An 18,914-nucleotide genomic window follows, 5' to 3' on the forward strand; every position below is an offset into this window, starting at 1 on the left:
GTCAGGGGTGGCCAGGTATCCCCTCCGGACGGGGCCGGCGGACTGGGGAAAGCAGAGCCACTGCCGCGATGAGCAGGCAGCAGACGCCGGCGGCCAGACCCACCGGTGCCGTTCCATGGCGCTGTGCGGCCCAGGTGAGAACGGCCGCGCCGACCGGGGCTGCCGAATAATGGATGGTCCAGAACGCCGAGGTCACCCGCCCCAGCAAGTGCTCAGGCGTCACTTCCTGGCGTAAGGACATCGAGCACGTGCCCGCCATGCTGGTGCAGCCCAGGAATGTTGCGGTCAAGACGGCAGTGCCTGCCACGCTGTCGGCCCGGCCGATGCCCGCCACGGCGAGTCCGCAGACCGCGACGGTGCCGATCCATGTTGCGCCGAAGCCGAGCCTGCGGCGGACCGGGGCCACGAGGAGGGCTCCGGTGATCGTGCCCATCGCTCCGGCTGCGAAGACGGTTCCGACCGCGCTGTCGCTCTGGCCGAGGTCGTGCTTGAGGTGGTAGATGAGCAGGTCGTTCAGGCCGAGAGTCAGGAAACTGAAGACGGTCAGAAGGACGGTCAACGCTCGCAGCACGGGGTGTCGGCGCAGGAAGGTCACCCCGGCCAGCAGGTCGTCCCACAGCCTCGGCCGAGCCGCTCCTGCCTCCGGCGCCGCGCTGGTCCGAGCCGCGCGCGTGCCGCCCGGGAACCGTACGAAGCTCACACAGGCTGCCGACAGACCAAAGCTCGCCGCATCCACGCCGACAGCGGCTGCCGGGCCGAACCAACCCGCCACCACGCCCGCGCACAGCGGGCCGATCACCCCAGCCGCTGCGGCCGTCGCATTGAGTCTTCCGTTGGCCTCCGTGATCCGCCGGCCACCCACCAGGCTGCGGACGACGGTGACGTACGTGACGGAGAACAGCATCCCGACAGCCTCACCCAGAGGCAGCAGCACGTAGAGCAGCCAGGTCTGCGGGCCCAACGCCCATACCAGCGGTATCAGTGCGTACAGCGCCATGCGGACCACATCGCACGCGATCAGCAGCTTCCTGCGGTCCACCCGGTCCACCACGACGCCGGCGAAAACCCCTGCGAGGAGCGAGGCCGCGCCGGCTACGGCGGTGAGCAGGCCCATCTGCGCCACGGATCCCGTCGCGTGCAGCACCAACAGCGGCAGCGCAATCAGGGCGAACGAGTCCCCGACGACCGAGAGGGTCTGCGCCACCCAGAAGATGCCGAAGTTGCGGTCACGCCACAGCGGGCGTGACCCTTCCGATGAAGGGCCGTTGACGGCGGGTTCAGACATATCGAGGAGCGTATGGGGGACTTGTGCGGCGCACACCCGATTTCTGCAGGTCAACACGTTGTTCTGTGAGGGTGTGAGGTGGCCCGCGGCTGTGCTTTCTCGTCACTTCGGCCGAGGGCTGTGCCGGGCCGCAGCCGGGACCTTCCCCGGTTGAACGGCGGATCCTCGATCGCCGACCCGGGGCAGAGCGTGAGGCGCACACTGCCCGTCACCACGGCCGGTGAACAACGGAAGTGACCCGCGAGTCCCAACGTCCTTTCGGCTACGGGGTTTCCGTATCGCCGTTCCGCGACCGGGCGGCCCGCGCGCAGCGGCTCAGTGCCCGTCCGGCGCCTGCCCGCCGCGCACATGGTCCCGCAGCCGGTCGACGAAGACCCGTTGGCCGGCGACGAGACGCTCCGCCGCCTCCTGCGGTGTCCACCAGGCGAACCGGTCGATCTCCGGGAACTCCCGCTGCACGCCCGACCCCCGGGGCCACTCCATGGTGAACGTACCCGGCTCGGCCCGGGCCGGATCGGCATCACCCTCCAGAGCCCACACCACCACCGTCTTGCCTCCCGCCTGGCGGGACTCACCGAGCGGCACCCACTCCCCGTCCGGCGCCGGATGGCCGAACTCCTCCTCGAACTCACGGCGGGCAGCGGCCTCGGGTTCCTCTCCGGGCCCGTACTCACCCTTGGGGACGGACCACGAGGCAACGTCGCGGCCCGCCCAGAAGGGGCCGCCCATGTGCCCGAGGAACACCTCGAACCCGGCGCCCCCGTCCGTCGACCGGAACAGGAGAAGACCCGCACTGCGCTTCTGAGACGACATGTCGTCAAGTCTTCCCAATGATCAGGGGTGTCATCGACTCGCCGCACCCTGTTTCCCCTGAGGTTCCCGAGGCCCTCTGGTGCGTGGCGGTGCGCGCGGCCATGCTGTCCGCCGACAGCGCTTACTGCCCGCGCAACCATCGCCATTCCAGGAGGATTTGTGGGCCCTGGCATAGTCGGCAAAGCAACGCGTCCGCTCGTGCTCCTCGCGGCGGTGTCCGCGATGACGGTGGGAGCCGTTGCCCCTGCCGTCGCCGATTCGACCCCCGACCCCCGACCCCGTAACTCCGCCGAAGTACTCAGACCCGTCGCCCCGCCGGCAGCGAGCCATGCGGCAGGCGACTCCCGATCCGTCGTGGACGGCGACGGCATCGAGACCGCCCGCACCGCGCGCCCGGTCGCCCCCGGAGTCCGCCTCAGCTCGTACGACCGGCTCGAATCCGACAAGTGGCTGCGCGTCGACTCCCTCTCCGTCGACCTCGACGGCAGTGGCGTACAGGCCGACTACCTCTCCACCGGCAAGGTCTCCGACCGGCGCACGGTCTCGCAACTCGCCGCCGGACACGACGCGGGCCCCGGCCGCCGGACCGTCGCCGCGATCAACGCCGACTTCTTCGACATCAACCAGACCGGTGCGCCCGAAGGCGTCGGAATCAAGGACGGCGTGCCCGTCCAGTCACCCGCCCCTGGAGTCAACCGGGCGGTCGGCATCGGCCCCGGCAGCGCGGGCCGCATCCTGAACCTGTACTTCGAGGGCACACTCACCCTGCCCTCCGGACAGCGGCCGCTCACCGCCTACAACGCCGCCAATGTGCCGAGCGGGGGAGTGGGCGCCTACACCCCGGCCTGGGGAACCGCAGACCGTGCACTCACTGTCGACAAGGCGACTCCCGTCGCCGAAGCGGTCGTACGCGACGGCAAGGTCGTCTCCGTGTCGGACACCCCCGGCTCCGGCGCCGTCCCCGACGACACCACGGTCCTCGTCGGACGCGAGGCCGGAGCCGCCGCACTCACGTTGCTCCGGCCGGGCGACCCCGTGTCGCTGACCTACCGGGCACGCACCGACAGCGGCGACGTACCCCGCACCGCCGTCGGTGGCCGGGAACTCCTCGTCGTCGACGGCGTCGCGCAGAACCACGACGGAGAGGGCAACAACACCGCCGCCCCGCGCACCGCCGTCGGCTTCTCTCAGGACGGCAGCACGATGCAGATCCTCACCATCGACGGCCGGCAGGCCGACAGCGGCGGTGTCACACTCACCGAACTCGGCCAGATGATGCGGCGGGCAGGCTCGTACAGCGCGCTCAACCTGGACGGCGGCGGCTCCTCGACCCTCGTCGCGCGTGTGCCCGGCAGCGACGCGCTGCAGGTGGAGAACAGCCCGTCCGACGGCACCGAGCGCACTGTCCCCAACGGCCTCGCCCTCACCGCCCCCGACGGCAGCGGCCGCCTCAAGGGCTTCTGGGTCGAGACCCGAACCCCGGCCGGTACCGCACCAGGCGTCGACCCCGTCAAGGGCGGCCACCCCGAGCGGGTCTTCCCCGGACTCACCCGCAGCCTCACCGCGACCGGATACGACGAGACGTACGGCCCTGCCACCGGCATCCCGCACTGGCACACCGCCCGCAACAACGTCGGTACGGTCGACGGCAACGGGCTCTTCACCGCACGCCACAGCGGCACCACGGAGGCGCGCGCCGAACTGGGATCCGCCCGCGGCAGCACCGCGCTGACCGTCCTCGACAGGCTGGCCCGGATCCAGCCGACCACACAGCGGGTGGGTCTCGCGAACGCCGAAGCCACCGGTACCTTCGGCATCGTCGGACTCGACGCGCACGGCACCAGCGCCCCCGTCGAACCCCGCGACGTCACCCTCGACTACGACCACGCGCTCTTCGACATCCGTGATGACGGCAAGGGCAACTTCACCGTCACCTCACGCACCGGCGGCGGCGCCGGACAGATCAGGGCGACCGTCGCGGGCACCACCACTGTCCTCGCCGTCAGCGTCGGCCTCGCCGAGCAGGCGGTCTCCGACTTCGACGACGCCGGGTCCTGGAAGTTCAGCCAGGCCCGGGCGAGCGGATCCCTCTTCGCCACCCCCGACGGCCACACCGGCACTGGACTCGGACTCACGTACGACTTCACCCGGTCGACCGCGACGCGCGCCGCGTACGCCGCCCCGCCCCAGCCGGTCACCGTGCCGGGACAGCCCCAGTCGTTCAAGCTCTGGATCAAGGGCGACGGCAAGGGCGCCTGGCCGACGCTGCACCTCAAGGACGCCGCGGGCTCCGACCAGTTGCTCCGCGGACCGTACGTCACCTGGACCGGCTGGCGGCAGGTCACCTTCGCCGTGCCGACGGGCGCGGCCATGCCGCTCAGCGTGTACCGCTTCTACCTCGCCGAGACGGCGGCCGCCCAGCAGTACACCGGTGAGATCGTCATCGACGACCTCACCGCCCAGGTGCCGCCCACCGTCGACCTGCCCGAACAGGCCGTGACCATTGATCCGTTGATCGATCCGGCCGCAGTCACCGAAGCCCGGGACTGGCAGTTCGCGGTGATGTCGGACGCCCAGTTCGTCGCCCGCGACCCCGACAGCGCCATCGTCACCCAGGCGCGGCGCACCCTGCGAGAGATCAAAGCGGCGCGGCCCGACTTCCTGGTCATCAACGGCGACCTCGTCGACGAGGGATCACCGGCGGACCTCGCCTTCGCGCGCCAGATCCTGACCGAGGAACTCGGCGACTCCCTGCCCTGGTACTACGTGCCCGGCAACCACGAAGTGATGGGCGGGAAGATCGACAACTTCATCACCCAATTCGGTCCCGCCCAGCGGACGTTCGACCACAAGGGCACCCGGATCATCACGCTCGACACCTCCAGCCTCACCCTGCGCGGCGGGGGCTTCGCCCAGATCAAGGAGGTGCGCGCCCAGCTCGACGCGGCTGCGAAGGACCCTGACGTCGACTCGGTGATGCTGATCGAGCACGTTCCGCCGCGCGACCCGACGGTTCAGAAGGGCAGCCAGCTCGGGGACCGCAAGGAGGCGGCCCTGGTCGAACAGTGGCTCGCCGACTTCCGCCGTACGACGGGCAAGGGCGCCGCATTCATCGGCAGCCACGTCGGGGTCTTCCACGCCTCGCACGTCGACGGCGTGCCGTACCTGATCAACGGCAACTCCGGGAAGGCACCGGCCGGACCGGCGGACGAGGGAGGCTTCACCGGCTGGTCCCTCGTCGGCGCGGACCACGTCTCGCCCGGCGAACAGGCCGCCGCGCGGGAGAAGCCGTGGCGGGGCACGCCCGACTGGGTCTCGGTGCAGACCCGGGCGCATGTCGACACGCTGACCCTGGACGCCCCGTCCGTGCTCGGCGCGGGACACACCGCGAAGATCACGGCGACCGTCACCCAGGGCACCCGCAGCGTCCCGGTCGCGTTCCCGCTGGCCGCCGACTGGACCGGGTCACCGAACGTCCACATCGGCGACCGGGACAGCGCCCGCCACCGGCACACAGCGGTCTTCGACCCGTCCACCGGCACCCTCACGGCGCTTCGGCCGGGCACGATCACGCTCGCGGTGACGGTCAACGGCACGACGCAGCTGACCCGGATCCGGATCGCCGCGGCGGGCACCGCCACGGCAGCCTGACGCAACACGCGCACCGCACGGCGGTCCCGCACCCGGTTCCACGACCGGGTGCGGGACCCCGTACTTCCGGTCTCTCACAACTTGCGGTAGCCGTACGCCTCGGTCGCCGCGGCCTCCACCGCGGCAAGATCACCGCCCGCCGACGCCGTGACCAGTGCGGCGACCGCGCCCTCCACGAACGGTGCGTCCACCAGCCGTGCCCCGTCCGGCAGTTCGTCTCCCTCGGCCAGCATCGCCTTGACCGTGAGCACCGCACTGCCCAGGTCGACCAGCACCGCGATGCCCACGCCGCCGTCGACCTTCCGGGCCGCCTCGGCGATGAGCTCCGCACTGGTGCCGAGCCCACCCGACGGCGTACCGCCGGCCGCGGCCACGGGCGCCGTCGCACCACCGGCTGCCAGCCCCTTGGCCAACTCGGCCACCGCCTCGGCCACCGGCCCGCTGTGCGACACCAGCACGATTCCTACCTGCTTCTCCTCGCTCACGAGCCGCCTCCACCGCGTTCGTACGACTCCGCCAGCGTGGCGATCAGCAGCGCGGACGACGTCGCCCCCGGATCCTGATGCCCGATGCTCCGCTCACCCAGATAGCTGGCCCTGCCCTTGCGCGCCTGCATCGGCACGGTCGCGGTCGCACCCGCCTCGGCCGCCTCCCGGGCAGCGGCGTACGACGTACCGAGCGCTTCCACACCCGGCAGCAGCGCGTCGAGCATCGTCTTGTCCCCGGCCTGCGCACCGCCCAGCTGTCCCACGGCGGCGACACCCGAGGCGAACGCCTCGGCCAGCTGCTGATCCGTCACGGCGGGCGCATCGCCCAGCGCCTTCCCCGTACGCCGCAGCAGCGTCCCGTACAACGGCCCCGACGCCCCGCCGACCGTCGAGATCAACTGCCGCCCCGCAAGCACCAGTACGGCCCCCGGCGTCTGCGGGTCCTCCTTCTCCAGCACCGCGGTCACCGCGGCGAATCCACGCTGCATATTGCTGCCGTGATCGGCGTCCCCGATCGCAGAGTCGAGCTCGGTGAGGCGGTCCGCCTCACGGTCCACAGCGGCCGCGGCGGCGGCCATCCACCGGCGGAAGAAATCAACGTCGAGCACATGGATCTCCTTGTCCCTGGAACAACGTCATGGGCGCACGGCCGCTGCTCAACGGCCCCAGCGGAGCGCGGGCGTCTCGACCGGCGCGTCCCAGAGCCGCAGCAGCTCCTCGTCCACCTGGCAGAGCGTCACCGAACAGCCCGCCATGTCGAGCGAGGTCACATAGTTCCCCACGAGCGTACGAGCCACGACGACATGCCGCTCGGACAGCACCCGCTGCACCTCGGCATTGAACCCGTACAGCTCCAGCAACGGCGTCGCCCCCATCCCGTTGACCAGCAGGAGCACCGGATTGTCCGGCCGCAGATCCTCCAGAATCGCGTCCACTGCGAAGTCCGCGATCTCCCCCGACGTCATCATCGGACGCCGCTCGCGCCCCGGCTCGCCGTGGATGCCGATGCCCAGTTCGAGCTCGCCCGGCGGCAGATCGAAAGTGGGGGAGCCCTTGGCCGGCGTGGTGACGGAGCTCAGCGCCACCCCGAAACTCCGCGACGCCTCGTTCACCCGCCGGCCGATGGCCTCCACCCGCTCCAGCGGCGCACCCTCCTCGGCCGCCGCCCCGGCGATCTTCTCGACGAACAGGGTCGCCCCCGTGCCCCGCCGCCCGGCCGTGAACAGACTGTCCGTCACGGCCACGTCATCGTTGACGAGCACCTTCGCGATCTGCACACCCTCGTCCTCGGCGAGCTCGGCGGCCATCTCGAAGTTCAGCACATCGCCGGTGTAGTTCTTGACGACGAACAGCACCCCCGCGCCACTGTCGACGGCGGCTGCGGCGCGCACCATCTGGTCCGGAACGGGCGACGTGAACACTTCCCCGGGACAGGCGGCGGACAGCATCCCGGGCCCGACGAACCCGGCGTGCAACGGCTCATGCCCGGACCCGCCCCCGGAGACGAGCCCCACCTTTCCGGCGACGGGCGCGTCACGCCGTACGACGACACGGTTGTCCACATCCACGGTCAGCTCGGGATGGGCAGCGGCGATGCCGCGCAGGGCGTCCGCTACGACGGTCTCGGGGACGTTGATCAGCATTCTCATACGTGTCTCCTGGCAGCGCTGGCAGATGTCACTGTGACCGGTGTCTTTCCTGGTCGGAGTGGGTGACGTCAGTTGTAGATCTTGGCGGTTGTCGGCCTCGGTAGCGGTGGGTGGCGGTACTGATGCCGACCCGATGCCGACTTTCGTGACGGGGTGTCAGGTGGCTGGCCGGGTTCGACCGGTTTGCAGGTGCAGACCCAGCGCCTTCAGCAGTATCGGCGGTTTGGGCCGACGATCACAGACCGCGGCGATCGGTGCGTCCCGTCGGCTATGCCACCGGCGAGATCGATGGCGGCAGGGCGCTGCTCCTCGAGGCCCGATTACAGGGCGCGGTGAGGCGCACGTTCGAGCCGGCCGGGTCGGCCGGCTGCCGGTATTGCGGGAGCGATGGCGAGCCGTGGTGATCGGCTCATCCATCTGCGCCCCTGGCGGTGGCGCGACGGGCTGTGATGGTGCACAGCATGAGCGCGGTCGGCGGTGGCACGGCGCCGCCCGGGCTGGTCGCCTCGCAGACCACCCCGGGCGGCGCGACCACCTCGTACCGACGCGAAATAGTGGCGCTCGTCCTTCGAGCCGTGGCCGTACGACAACGGACCGCACTGCCCCCCAGTGCGGCCCGTTGTCTACTGCGGTCCGGGGTCTCCGGGGAGGCGTTCCAGGGCGGCGGCCACATCGGTGCGGCGCGCGATCTCCGTGAGGGCGCGGGCCATGACCGATCCCGGCTCCCGGGCGGTGACCACCAGCCCGACCGGCACCGTCCGGGCGGGCTCGACCATCGGCACTGCCCGCATGCCGTGCGGCACGCCGAACACATGCAGCCAGGTGTGCGGCACGATACTGGCCCACCGCCCCGTCCTGACATGGGCGAAGAGGGCACCCACGGAATCGGTCTCGACCCGGGGCGTCGGCCGCAGCCCGGCCTCGGCGAACACCTTGTCCAGCACCTGACGCCCCTGCATGGCCTCGGTCAGCAGGCAGAGCGGCAGCCGTGACGCCTCCGCCCAGGTCGCCGTCGTCCCATGGGCGAGGCCGTCGGCGACGTCGGTCAGCAGCACGTACCGCTCCTCGTACAGCGGGACCGCCTGGAAGTTCTCGGAAAGACCTCTGTGCAGATACGTGATTCCGGCGTCGATCTCGAAGTTCTGAAGCTGCCGGAGGATGTCCTCCGACTGGAGGTCCGCTATGACCTCCACGGTGACCCGGGGATGCGCCACGCAGAACGGGCCGGTCAGCTGTGCGACGGCGCCGGACGCGGTCGGGACCGAGCCGACCCGCATCCTGCCGCTCAGACCGTTGCGCAGGGCGCCGACCTCGCTCTTGAGGGCGTCCCGGTCGGCGAGGATCCGCTGCGCCCACACCACGATGCGTTCGCCCTCGGGCGTGAGGCCCTCGTACTTGCGGCCGCGCCGGACCAGCGGTACATCCAGCTCTTCCTCGAGCTTCCGGATGGCCTCGGAGAGAGCGGGCTGAGAGACGTAGCAGGCCTGGGCGGCACGGGCGAAATGGCGCTCCCGGGAGAGGGCAACCAGGTACTCGAGTTGACGGAACAGCACCCCATGGGTCTACCGGACCACTCGTCGGAAAGCCAATCGGCGTCGCCGCGGTGTCGGTACGTGTCAGGCCACGGGCTGTGGTTGCAAGCGCTCGGCGCCGGTGTAGACGTTCATCGAGGCGCCGCGCAGGAATCCGACCAGCGTCAGCCCGCTTTCCGCGGCGAGGTCCACGGCGAGCGAGGAGGGGGCGGACACGGCCGCCAGCATGGGGATTCCGGCCATCACCGCCTTCTGCACCAGCTCGAAGGAGGCCCGGCCGCTCACCATCAGCACCGTCTTGCGCAGCGGCAGCAGTCCCGACCGCAGGGCGTGGCCGACGACCTTGTCCACGGCGTTGTGCCGGCCGACGTCCTCCCGCAGGCACAGCAGCTCGCCCTCGGCACTGAACAGTCCGGCGGCGTGCAGACCGCCGGTGCTGTCGAACACCCGCTGGGCCGCCCGCAGGCGGTCGGGCAGGGCCGTCAGCGCCTCCGGTCCGATGCGCAGCGGATCCTCGGCGACGGACCAGGCCGCCGTGGTGCGCACCGCGTCCAGGCTGGCCTTGCCGCACAGCCCGCACGAGGACGTGGTGTAGAAGTTCCGCTCCAGCGAAGGGTCCGGGGCAGCCACGCCTCGGGCCAGGGCGACATCCACCACGTTGTAGGTGTTGCCGCCGTCGGCCGTGGCGCCCGCGCAGTAGCGGATCCCGGCCACGTCGTCGGCGGCGTGCACCACGCCCTCGCTCACCAGGAACCCGGCCGCGAGGTCGAAGTCGTCGCCCGGCGTGCGCATCGTCACGGTCAGCGGCCGTCCGCCGACGCGGATCTCCATCGGCTCCTCGGCGGCCAGGGTGTCGGGGCGATGGGAGGGCTCCCCTTCCCGGATGCGCAGTACGCGCCGCCGCACGGTCACTCGTCCCATGATTCGCTCCTCTCCTCGGAGCCCTGCTCCGAGGCTGTTGTGCGGTTGAGCCGGTTCATCGGTGGACTGGTTCGACCACGGATGGGCGAACCGGACGGTGTCACCGCGGCGCCGCCGGCCGCGGCTCTGGCGTCGACGGTTCGGCCGCTGCCCGACCGTCGACGGTATGACCTGCGGCGGACCCCGCAGTCCTTCCCCGCCGTCACGGCAGGTCCCGACGGCTGTACCGTGCCGTGATGACCAGGCACAGCAGGCCCGCGGCTGCCAGGCCCGCGAGCAGGGTCGGGTAGGAAGCGGCCCCGGCTGTGACGGCGAGCAGGAGCGGCGTGAGAAAGCCGCTGTAGGTGGCGCCGTGATAGAGCGATGCCGCCGAGGTTCGGTCCTTCGACGGCGCCAGCCGTTCGATCTCTCTCAGTCCTGAGGCCAGGGTGAGGCCGTACCCGGCCCCGAGGAAGACCGCCGCGGCCAGCACGAGGCCCGCGGAGTTCCAGTACACGGCGCACGCGCTCACCAGAAGGCCGCCGATCACGGCGACCATCGCGGCAAGTGTCGCCCGCGCGCTGCGCGCGTGATCCAGCCGGGCGGCCAGGGGCTGGACGGCGAGGCCCACCGTGAGCGTCAGTGCCGTCACCAGGCCGCTGAACACCGGCGCGTACCCCGGAACTCGGTCGGCCACCAGCGGCGGCAGCACGACGTACGCCACGGTGGACGCGGTGAAGACCGCCGGGCTCGCCGGAAGTACGACCCGCATGAACCGGGGGTGCCTGACGGCCCCGCGGCACAGGCCCGCGGTGAGCGGCTCCACCCCGGCGCCGGGGGTTACCGGCGAGGTCTCCGGCACGTGGCGGGTCGCGCCGAGCACCAGCAGGGCCAGCAGTGAGTGCACGAGACAGGGCACCACCATCGGGTGCGGCAGCCATTCGGCCAGGGCGCCGGCCGTCAGCGCTCCGGTGGCGAAGCCGCCACCGGTGGCGTAGGTCGCGCGGCGGGCACCGGCGGCGGGGCGCAGCGCCCCGGCGGACAGTTCCCGCAGCCAGGTGGCGCCCGCGGTCAGGATGACGCCTGCCGCGACGCCGGTGGCCAGGCGGCTGACGTACACGGCGGTCTGGTCCACGGCCGCCGCCGCCAGAAGGGTGCTGGCAGCGGCGGACAACGCCAGCGCGAGCCGCACCACACGCCGTCTTCCAAGTCGCTGCGCGGCCGGGCCGCCGAGCAGCAGGCCGGGGAGCATTCCCAGCAGGTAGGTGGTGAACATGGCGGCGACCGGGACAGGGGGCCAGTGCTCCTGGGTCCGGTACACCACGGCGAGTGGGGTGAACTGGTTCGCTCCCCAGCCGCCGACGAACACCGCGGCAGCCGTCGGAAGCCAAGGGCGCGCGGCGTGAGATGCGGGCATGCCGGAAAGTACCTTTCTGAACGAGGTGCTTCGTGCCGGTTCTCGAGGTGCGGTGGCTCTTCCCTGACCTCGGGGGAACACGGGGCCGGCTCATTCGGTGCCGCGTGCGGGTTCCAGGCGGACCACGACGCCCTTGGAGGTGGGGCAGTTGCTGATGTCGGCGACGCTGTCCAGCGGCACCAGGACGTTGGTCTCGGGGTAGTAGGCCGCCGCGGAGCCGCGGCTGGCGGGGTAGGCGACGACCCGGAAGCTCTCCGCGCGGCGTTCCTTCCCGTCGTGCCAGACGCTCACCAGGTCCACCACCTCGCGGTCGGCGATGCCGAGGGCGTCCAGGTCGGCGGGGTTGACGAGCACGACCCGGCGGGCGTTGTGGATGCCGCGGTAGCGGTCGTTCGGGGCGTACCAGATGGTGTTCCACTGGTCGTGCGAGCGCAGAGTCTGCAGCAGCAGGTGCCCCTCGGGGACCTGCGGCATCGTGAACTCGTTGCAGGTGAAGACGGCCTTGCCGCTCGGGGTGCGGAAGACCCCCTCGTTCACCGGGTTGGGCAGCTTGAAGCCGCCGGGCTCGGCCACCCGGGCGTTGAAGTCCTCGAACCCCGGCACGACACGGGATATCCGGTCGCGGATGGTGCCGTAGTCATCCTCGAACTGCTCCCAGGGGATGGACGGTTCGTCTCCCAGGGTCCTGCGCGCCAGCCGGCTGATGATCGCGACCTCGCTGAGCAGGTGGGGGGAGGCGGGCGGCAGCTTCCCCCGGGAGGCGTGGACTTCGCTCATGGAGTCCTCGACGGTGATGAACTGCTCGCCGCCGGCCTGGAAGTCCCGGTCGCTGCGGCCCAGGGTGGGGAGGATGAGGGCCGTGTCGCCGCACACGGTGTGGGAGCGGTTGAGCTTGGTGGAGATATGCGCGGTGAGCCGGCACTTACGCATGGCCGCCTCGGTGACCGCGCTGTCGGGGGTGGCCCGTACGAAGTTTCCGGCGACGCCGAGGAAGAACCTGGCCCGGCCCTCGTACATGGCCCGAATGCCGTTCACCGAGTCCAGTCCGTGATGGGCGGGTGGGGTGAAGCCGAACTCGCGCTCCAGGGCGTCGAGGAACTCCTGCGACATCTGCTCCCACACGCCCATGGTGCGGTCGCCCTGGACGTTGCTGTGGCCGCGCACCGGGCACACACCCGCGCCGGGCCTGCCGATGTTGCCGCGCACCATCAGAAAGTTGATGACTTCACGGATGGTGGGCACCCCGTGCTTGTGCTGGGTGAGCCCCATCGCCCAGCACACGATGATCTTCTTGCTCCGCAGGACCCGGTCGTGCACCTGCTGGATCTCCTCGCGGGACAGCCCGGTCGCCGTGAGGACGTCCTCCCAGGAGACCTTCCGCGCGTGCTCGGCGAACTCGGCGAAGCCGGTGCTGTGGGTCCGGATGAAGTCCTGGTCGAGCACGGTGCCCGGCGCCGCGTCCTCGGCCTCCAGCAGCATCCGGTTCAGGGCCTGGAACAGCGCGAGGTCGCCGCCGGCGCGGATGTGCAGGAACTGGTCGGCGATCGGCGTGCCGCGGCCGAGCACCCCGCGGGCCTTCTGCGGGTGCTTGAAGCGCATCAGTCCGGCCTCGGGCAGCGTGTTGACCGCCACGACCTGCCCGCCGTTGCGCTTGGTCTCCTCCAGCGCCGAGAGCATCCGGGGGTGGTTGGTGCCCGGGTTCTGCCCCACGACGAAGATCAGGTCGGCGTTGTGGATGTCGTCCAGGGAAACGCTGCCCTTGCCGGTGCCCAGCGACTCCTGCATCGCGAACCCGCTGGACTCGTGGCACATGTTGGAGCAGTCCGGCAGGTTGTTGGTGCCGTACGCGCGGGCGAAGAGCTGGAGAAGGAAGGCGGCCTCGTTGTTCAGCCGGCCGGAGACGTAGAACAGCGCCTCGTCGGGGGAGTCCAGCCGCCGGAGTTCTTGGGCGAGCAGGCCGAACGCCTCGTCCCAGCCGATCGGCTCGTAGTGGGTCGCGCCGGGCCGCTTGACCATGGGTTCGGTCAGCCGGCCCTGCTGGTTGAGCCAGTAGTCGGACTTGGCGTCGAGCTCGGCGACCGAGTGCTCGCGGAAGAAGTCCCGTGTGACGCGCCGTGAGGTGGCCTCGTAGTTGATGTGCTTGGCGCCGTTCTCGCAGTACTCGTTCATGTGCCGCTTGCCCGGCGCGGGCTCGGGCCAGGCACAGCCCGGGCAGTCGATGCCCTTGGGCTGGTTGATGTTCAGCAGCGTCAGTGCGGTGCGGCGCACGGACGTCTGGCCCAGGGAGTACTCCAGCGCGTGTGTCACCGCGGGCAGGCCCGTCGCCCAGGTCTTGGGCGGGGTGACCCTCAGGTCGTCGCTCGGGTCCTCGATGCCGCTCATGATCTGGTCTGCCTCTTTTCCCTGTGTACCGGCCAGGATCGTGCGTCGAATACTCGCGTACTCGCGTGCGCCGTCTGCGAATGTCCAGCTCCCGCCGCCGGAGCAGCTTCCGCCGAGCCCCGACGGAAAGTCAAAGAGGGGTTTTCGATGAGCTGATAGGTGCGGCTTATTACCTCGCCGAGCGCAGGTCACAGGCAGTCTGTGCGGCCAGATAAGCGCCGCCGATCACGTAATCGAGAATCCCTCTTTGACTTCTTCGGGGAATTCGCCGAGGGTGATCGGCGAGCGATTAATCCGGTGCCGGCAATGAAGGGAAACAGGGTCGAATTCCGGCGTCTGATATCTCGGCGGCAGTTCGTGAAGCAGTGAACGTCATCGCCTTCCGGGCGGCACCGTGGAGTGAGGAGAGACCTGCCGTGGACCTGGTTTTGGCCAGGGCCGCGAGGGCTGGGCGTTCCGCTGCTCCGGCGCCACCGTGGTGGCGGCCGTGGCCACACATCCCTGCCCAGGCGGCCCATTACACCCCCGAACCCGACTTCGCCGACGCCCCGTGAAACCCGACGCGCCATGAAGCCCCTTGCCCCCGCCTGCGCAGCCACGCCCGATCTCGCACCGCATGACTGCCTCCGGGCAGAGGAAGAAGGCAGACCGTGCCCCGACCGCACCCCGACCAGCGCAGCGACCCCGCCCGGACCGGTTCGTTGCGGCACCACTCCGCCGGGCGGCTCACCGCTGCCCCGAGCCCGGCCCCGCTGGTGGACCGCTTCGGCCGGGTCCACACGGACTTGAGGGTGTCCCTCACCGACCGGTGCAACCTGCGGTGCACGTACTGCATGCCCGCCGAGGGCCTGGGCTGGCTGCCCCGTGCCGAAGTGCTCACCGACGACGAGGTCGTGCGCCTCGTTCGCGTCGCCATCCAGCGCCTGGGGATCACCAAGGTGAGGCTGACCGGTGGTGAGCCGCTGCTGCGCCGGGGCCTGCCCGGCCTGGTCGCCCGCCTCTCCGCCCTGGACGCGGCCCCTGAACTGTCGCTCACCACCAACGGCATCGGCCTGGCGCGCAGTGCCGCCGCCCTGAGCGAGGCCGGGCTGAACCGGGTCAACCTCAGCCTGGACACCCTGCGCGCCGAGCGGTTCGCCGCGATCACCCGGCGCGACCGGCTCACCGACGTGCTCGACGGACTGCACGCCGCCCGTGCCGCGGACCTCTCCCCGGTCAAGATCAACGCGGTTCCGGTCCGCGGGGTCAACGACGACGAGATTGCCGATCTGGCTGCTTTCGCCGTCGAACACGGTTACCGGATGCGGTTCATCGAGTCGATGCCCCTGGACGCGCAAGGCGCCTGGGACCGCGACCGGATGGTCACCGCCGAGGAGATCCTGGAACGCCTCGGCGAGCGGCTCGACCTGGTTCCGGTCGGGCGGCAGGACAACGCGCCCGCCGAGGAGTGGCGGATCGCCGGCACGGACGCGGTGGTGGGGGTCATCGCCAGTGTCACCCGCCCGTTCTGCGGCAGCTGCGACCGGGTGCGGCTCACCGCGGACGGGCAGCTGCGCAACTGCCTCTTCGCCACCGAGGAATCCGACCTGCGCGCACTGCTCCGCGGCGGCGCCGACGACGCGGCACTGGAGGCGGCCTGGCGGACCTCGGTCGGGGGCAAGGGCCCCGGCCACGCCATCAACAGCCCGGAGTTCCGCCGCCCGGAGCGCCCCATGTCGGCCATCGGCGGCTGACGAAGGAAGACGAGAACCGAGGAAGCGGTGAGCTGGATGCGTCAATGGATCGCCGCGGCCGAGGCCGAACCGGGTGTCGACCTCGATGTCGACATGGCCGGACTGCTCGACATGACCAAGGTCGACGCCCATGGTGTGCGCCCCGCCGCTCCGCTGACGGCGTTTCCGGTCGGCTGTGCCGCAGCCCGCGCGGGTGGCGGGCCCGAGGCGGTCGCCGCGGCCAACCACAGGGTGGCGGCGCCGGCGGAACGCTGGGCGGCGGAGCGCGAGAGTGATTCGGGGACCGCATGACCACGGCGCGTATGAGCGGCGCGGGCGGCACGCCACAGCGGGCGGCCCGGACCCACAACCATCCACCACAGGAGGCACAGCCGTGGACACATCGATGACGCCTGCCGGCACCATCCGCTACTGGGCGGCGGCGAAGGCGGAGGCCGGCGCGACGGAGGAGTCCTACCGCGCGGCGACACTCGCGGAGGCACTGGAGCAGGCCCGGTCCCGCCACGCCGACCGGCCGCGCTTCGCCCAGGTGCTCGGATACTGCTCGTTCCTCGTGGACGGCCACCCGGTCGGCGGCCGCGACCATGCCGCGGTCCCTCTGGCCGAAGGCGGAACGGTCGAGATACTGCCCCCGTTCGCGGGCGGCTGAGGCCCTTGCCGCGCTCCGAACCCGCCCCACGCCGCTCTTCCCCAGGATCTGAATCATGACGAACATGCCGGACGCCCCCCGTCACCCCATCCGCCTGCTCGAACTGAGGGACACCCCGCTCTCCCTCGACGAGGTGTACGCGGCGGTGGGCGACGACGCCGCAGGCGGCACCGCCGTCTTCGTCGGCACCGTGCGCGACCACGACGGCGGCAAGTCGGTGGCCTCCCTCGAGTACAGTGCCCACCCCAGCGCCGGGCGCGAGCTGCGCCGGGTGGCCGAGAAGGCCGCCACCGACTTCCCGGTCCGCGCTCTCGCCGCCGTACATCGGATGGGCCATCTGGCTGTCGGCGACATTGCGGTGATCGCGGCCGTCTCCTGCCCGCACCGCGGGGAGGCGTTCGCCGCCTGCAGCCGCCTGGTCGAGGACCTGAAGCACGAGGTGCCCCTCTGGAAGCACCAGATCTTCGCGGACGGTGACGAGGAGTGGGTCGGCGCGTGCTGAGCGCCGCCGTGCCACCGGCGCGGGCCTCCCCGGCACACCCGTGCCTTCAGCGCTCCATGACCCGCCCGGCAGCAGACGCAGGTGATATACACCGCGTATGCCCCGTTTGCGTCTTCTGTTCACTGCTGTGATCGGGAGCAGCCGGAGGCGTTCGGCAGCCCGTGTGGGGCGCGCGCTCTCCCCGCGTGGCGCGCTCGCCCTGCAGAGCGTGGACGGTGCCCTGTCCTTCGCCCTGCGTGCCGCGCTGGCCATGGCGCTGCCCGCGCTGCCCATGGCACTGGCCGGGCGGGCCGACCAGGCTGTCTACGCCATGCTGGGCTCCTTCACCACCACGTTCGGCCGCAACCTGCCCTACGCGCGCCGTGCCCGCGTGCTCGCGCTGGTCGCGGCAGCCATGACGGCGTGCGTGGGCTGCGGTTCGGCACTCGCCGCGTGGGCCCATCCACGGGACGGGGGAGCAGGTGCCGCCGTGGTGGTCGCGGCGATGGCCGCGGTGGCCGGGATCGCGAAACTCGCCTGTGACGCGGCGCGCCTGAGTGGGTTGGGCGCGGTGCTGCTGCTCTTCTCCTTCGCCGTGGCGGCCAATGGTTCGCCGGCCCCGGCCGACGTCCTTCCCCATACCGCCCTGGCCGCGTTGGGTGCGGCCGTGGCCTGGGTACTGGCCGTGTCGGGCTGGTTCGTGCACCCGGATCGTCCACAGCGTCTCGCGGTGGCCGCGGCTCTGCGCGAGCTCGCGGACCTGGTGGAGGCAACCGGCGCGGGGGACGGAAGCGGGCTCGTCCGGCACCGGGCGACGGCCGCTGTTCTACAGGCGTATCGGACTCTGGGTCTCCTGCCTCCGACAGCCGCCGAGCGGGGCGGCCGGGGCGGCACGTGCGTCCGTCTGACCGACCTCTCCTGGTCGCTGCTGATCGGCGCCGCCCGCCGGCCGCCGGACGACCCCACCCGCCTGGCGCGGGACCTGCGCCGCCAGGTCCGCCTGCTCGTGAGCCGTCGCCACCGGGTTCCGCGACTCCTGCCCGAGCTGTCGCCCCCGTCCCTGGTCGCCCAGGCCGGCATGGCCTCCGTGGCGGGCCCCGAGCCGGTTCCGGCCGATCCGACGGCCCGGCGCGCCGCCGAACTGCGCGCCGCGGAACTGGTGACGGGGCGGCGCCCCGGCGGCCCCGGCCACGTGTCGGTCCTGCTCGTTCCCGCCCTGCGGATGGCCATCGGCACCGGTCTTGCCGGAGGGGCGGCCCTTCTTCTGGGCCTCGGCCACGCCTACTGGGCGGCGATCTCCGCCGCCGCGGTGCTGCATTCGATCAACGTCCGCACCGCGGCACAGCGCGCCGTCCAGCGCACTTTGGGCACGGTCGCCGGACTGATGCTCGCTCTCGGCGTGCTGTCCGCGCGCCCCGACCCTGTGGTCCTCGTCCTGGTGATCGTGCTCCTGGAGTTCCTGCTGGAGTACGTCGTGGCGCGCAACTACGGTCTCGGCGTCGTCTTCCTCACGCCGCTGGCTCTGCTGCTGTCCGACCTGGCCTCTCCCTCACCTGCCGGAGCCCTCGTCGAGGACCGGGCGCTGAGCAGCCTCCTCGGGATCGCCATCGCGCTGGCGTGCGCGCTGTTGGTGGTCCACGACCACGCGGCGGTCCGAGCGGAGCGCGCGCTGGCCGCGTGCACGGTGGCGTCCGAGCGTGCCGAGCAGGTGCTGGACGTCCGCTCGGAGCCGTCGTACCCGATCGTCCAGACGCACCTGGCGGCAGCTGTGGTGGAGTTGCGGGAGGCCGACGACGCCGCGGCGGGCGAGCTCTGGCCGGCGGAGATCGATCCCACCGAACTCGCCGCCGCGGAGCAGCGTGCCTATCACCTCCTGGAGCGGCTCGTCCGGGGACGGTGATGCCACGCGGCGTGCCGCCGGTGCGCGCTCCCTG

General features: G+C 71.3%; 15 protein-coding genes. 6 read left to right on the forward strand and 9 right to left on the reverse strand.

Going from position 1 to position 18,914, the window contains the following annotated elements:
* Nucleotide 1: 1 nt before the first annotated feature.
* On the reverse strand, nt 2-1,285 hold the full coding sequence (locus tag OG972_RS37825) for an MFS transporter (RefSeq protein WP_266989258.1): 1,284 nt from the start codon (nt 1,283-1,285) through the stop codon (nt 2-4).
* 315 nt (nt 1,286-1,600) lie between these two features.
* Complete coding sequence (locus OG972_RS37830; RefSeq protein ID WP_266989260.1) at nt 1,601-2,098, reverse strand: NUDIX domain-containing protein; 498 nt, start codon at nt 2,096-2,098, stop codon at nt 1,601-1,603.
* A gap of 222 nt (nt 2,099-2,320) precedes the next feature.
* Here OG972_RS37830 and OG972_RS37835 point away from each other — a divergent pair, with 222 nt between their 5' ends.
* Complete coding sequence (locus tag OG972_RS37835; RefSeq protein WP_266990977.1) at nt 2,321-5,749, forward strand: phosphodiester glycosidase family protein; 3,429 nt, start codon at nt 2,321-2,323, stop codon at nt 5,747-5,749.
* Between the two features lie 74 nt (nt 5,750-5,823).
* On the opposite strand, the gene OG972_RS37840 is transcribed toward OG972_RS37835, so the two are convergent.
* The 7 genes from OG972_RS37840 to OG972_RS37870 form a co-directional block, all read right to left on the reverse strand.
* On the reverse strand, nt 5,824-6,234 hold the full coding sequence (locus OG972_RS37840) for a PTS-dependent dihydroxyacetone kinase phosphotransferase subunit DhaM (RefSeq protein WP_266989262.1): 411 nt from the start codon (nt 6,232-6,234) through the stop codon (nt 5,824-5,826).
* Nucleotides 6,231-6,845 carry a dihydroxyacetone kinase subunit DhaL gene (gene dhaL / locus OG972_RS37845; RefSeq protein WP_266989264.1) on the reverse strand — a complete coding sequence of 205 codons (615 nt, stop codon included), beginning with the start codon at nt 6,843-6,845 and terminating at the stop codon, nt 6,231-6,233. The genes OG972_RS37840 and dhaL overlap by 4 nt, the downstream gene beginning before the upstream one ends.
* Nucleotides 6,846-6,893: 48 nt before the next feature.
* Nucleotides 6,894-7,886 (reverse strand): dihydroxyacetone kinase subunit DhaK, encoded by a 993-nt coding sequence (gene dhaK, locus OG972_RS37850; protein WP_266989266.1) that lies wholly within the window; start codon nt 7,884-7,886, stop codon nt 6,894-6,896.
* Between the two features lie 623 nt (nt 7,887-8,509).
* Nucleotides 8,510-9,439, reverse strand: a complete 930-nt coding sequence (locus tag OG972_RS37855) for a LysR family transcriptional regulator (RefSeq protein WP_266989268.1) — start codon at nt 9,437-9,439, stop codon at nt 8,510-8,512.
* A 63-nt stretch (nt 9,440-9,502) separates the two neighbouring features.
* Nucleotides 9,503-10,339 carry a formate dehydrogenase accessory sulfurtransferase FdhD gene (gene fdhD / locus OG972_RS37860; RefSeq protein WP_266989270.1) on the reverse strand — a complete coding sequence of 279 codons (837 nt, stop codon included), beginning with the start codon at nt 10,337-10,339 and terminating at the stop codon, nt 9,503-9,505.
* Nucleotides 10,340-10,541: 202 nt separating this feature from the next.
* Nucleotides 10,542-11,735 (reverse strand): MFS transporter, encoded by a 1,194-nt coding sequence (locus OG972_RS37865; RefSeq protein ID WP_266989272.1) that lies wholly within the window; start codon nt 11,733-11,735, stop codon nt 10,542-10,544.
* 90 nt (nt 11,736-11,825) lie between these two features.
* The gene (locus OG972_RS37870; RefSeq protein ID WP_266989274.1) at nt 11,826-14,117 is read right to left on the reverse strand and encodes an FdhF/YdeP family oxidoreductase; all 2,292 of its coding nucleotides are present in this window, start codon (nt 14,115-14,117) and stop codon (nt 11,826-11,828) included.
* 752 nt (nt 14,118-14,869) lie between these two features.
* Between OG972_RS37870 and moaA the strand changes: the two genes are divergently transcribed.
* The 5 genes from moaA to OG972_RS37895 all read left to right on the forward strand — a co-directional run bounded on the left by moaA (nt 14,870) and on the right by OG972_RS37895 (nt 18,880).
* Nucleotides 14,870-15,850: a GTP 3',8-cyclase MoaA gene (gene moaA / locus OG972_RS37875; RefSeq protein ID WP_266990979.1), complete on the forward strand. Its 981-nt coding sequence runs from the start codon at nt 14,870-14,872 to the stop codon at nt 15,848-15,850.
* A gap of 36 nt (nt 15,851-15,886) precedes the next feature.
* The gene (locus OG972_RS37880) at nt 15,887-16,141 is read left to right on the forward strand and encodes a DUF6457 domain-containing protein (protein ID WP_266989276.1); all 255 of its coding nucleotides are present in this window, start codon (nt 15,887-15,889) and stop codon (nt 16,139-16,141) included.
* Between the two features lie 94 nt (nt 16,142-16,235).
* Nucleotides 16,236-16,499 (forward strand): MoaD/ThiS family protein, encoded by a 264-nt coding sequence (locus OG972_RS37885; RefSeq protein ID WP_266990981.1) that lies wholly within the window; start codon nt 16,236-16,238, stop codon nt 16,497-16,499.
* 55 nt (nt 16,500-16,554) lie between these two features.
* Entirely contained in the window at nt 16,555-17,001 is a 447-nt protein-coding gene (locus OG972_RS37890; protein ID WP_266989278.1) for a molybdenum cofactor biosynthesis protein MoaE, read from the forward strand.
* Nucleotides 17,002-17,098: 97 nt separating this feature from the next.
* Nucleotides 17,099-18,880 (forward strand): FUSC family protein, encoded by a 1,782-nt coding sequence (locus OG972_RS37895; RefSeq protein WP_266989280.1) that lies wholly within the window; start codon nt 17,099-17,101, stop codon nt 18,878-18,880.
* Nucleotides 18,881-18,914 lie beyond the last annotated feature (34 nt).

The sequence above is a fragment of the Streptomyces sp. NBC_01669 genome, assembly GCF_026339735.1.
GTDB classification, from domain to species: Bacteria; Actinomycetota; Actinomycetes; order Streptomycetales; family Streptomycetaceae; genus Streptomyces; species Streptomyces yanii.

Bases quoted from the DNA above. Each gene is read 5' to 3' on its own strand.
- OG972_RS37825 (WP_266989258.1), bottom strand. From the start codon at position 1,285: ATGTCTGAACCCGCCGTCAACGGCCCTTCATCGGAAGGGTCACGCCCG.
- OG972_RS37830 (WP_266989260.1), bottom strand. From the start codon at position 2,098: ATGTCGTCTCAGAAGCGCAGTGCGGGTCTTCTCCTGTTCCGGTCGACG.
- OG972_RS37835 (WP_266990977.1), top strand. From the start codon at position 2,321: ATGACGGTGGGAGCCGTTGCCCCTGCCGTCGCCGATTCGACCCCCGAC.
- dhaK (WP_266989266.1), bottom strand. From the start codon at position 7,886: ATGAGAATGCTGATCAACGTCCCCGAGACCGTCGTAGCGGACGCCCTG.
- fdhD (WP_266989270.1), bottom strand. From the start codon at position 10,339: ATGGGACGAGTGACCGTGCGGCGGCGCGTACTGCGCATCCGGGAAGGG.
- OG972_RS37865 (WP_266989272.1), bottom strand. From the start codon at position 11,735: ATGCCCGCATCTCACGCCGCGCGCCCTTGGCTTCCGACGGCTGCCGCG.
- OG972_RS37870 (WP_266989274.1), bottom strand. From the start codon at position 14,117: ATGAGCGGCATCGAGGACCCGAGCGACGACCTGAGGGTCACCCCGCCC.
- OG972_RS37880 (WP_266989276.1), top strand. From the start codon at position 15,887: ATGCGTCAATGGATCGCCGCGGCCGAGGCCGAACCGGGTGTCGACCTC.
- OG972_RS37885 (WP_266990981.1), top strand. From the start codon at position 16,236: ATGACGCCTGCCGGCACCATCCGCTACTGGGCGGCGGCGAAGGCGGAG.
- OG972_RS37890 (WP_266989278.1), top strand. From the start codon at position 16,555: ATGACGAACATGCCGGACGCCCCCCGTCACCCCATCCGCCTGCTCGAA.
- OG972_RS37895 (WP_266989280.1), top strand. From the start codon at position 17,099: ATGCCCCGTTTGCGTCTTCTGTTCACTGCTGTGATCGGGAGCAGCCGG.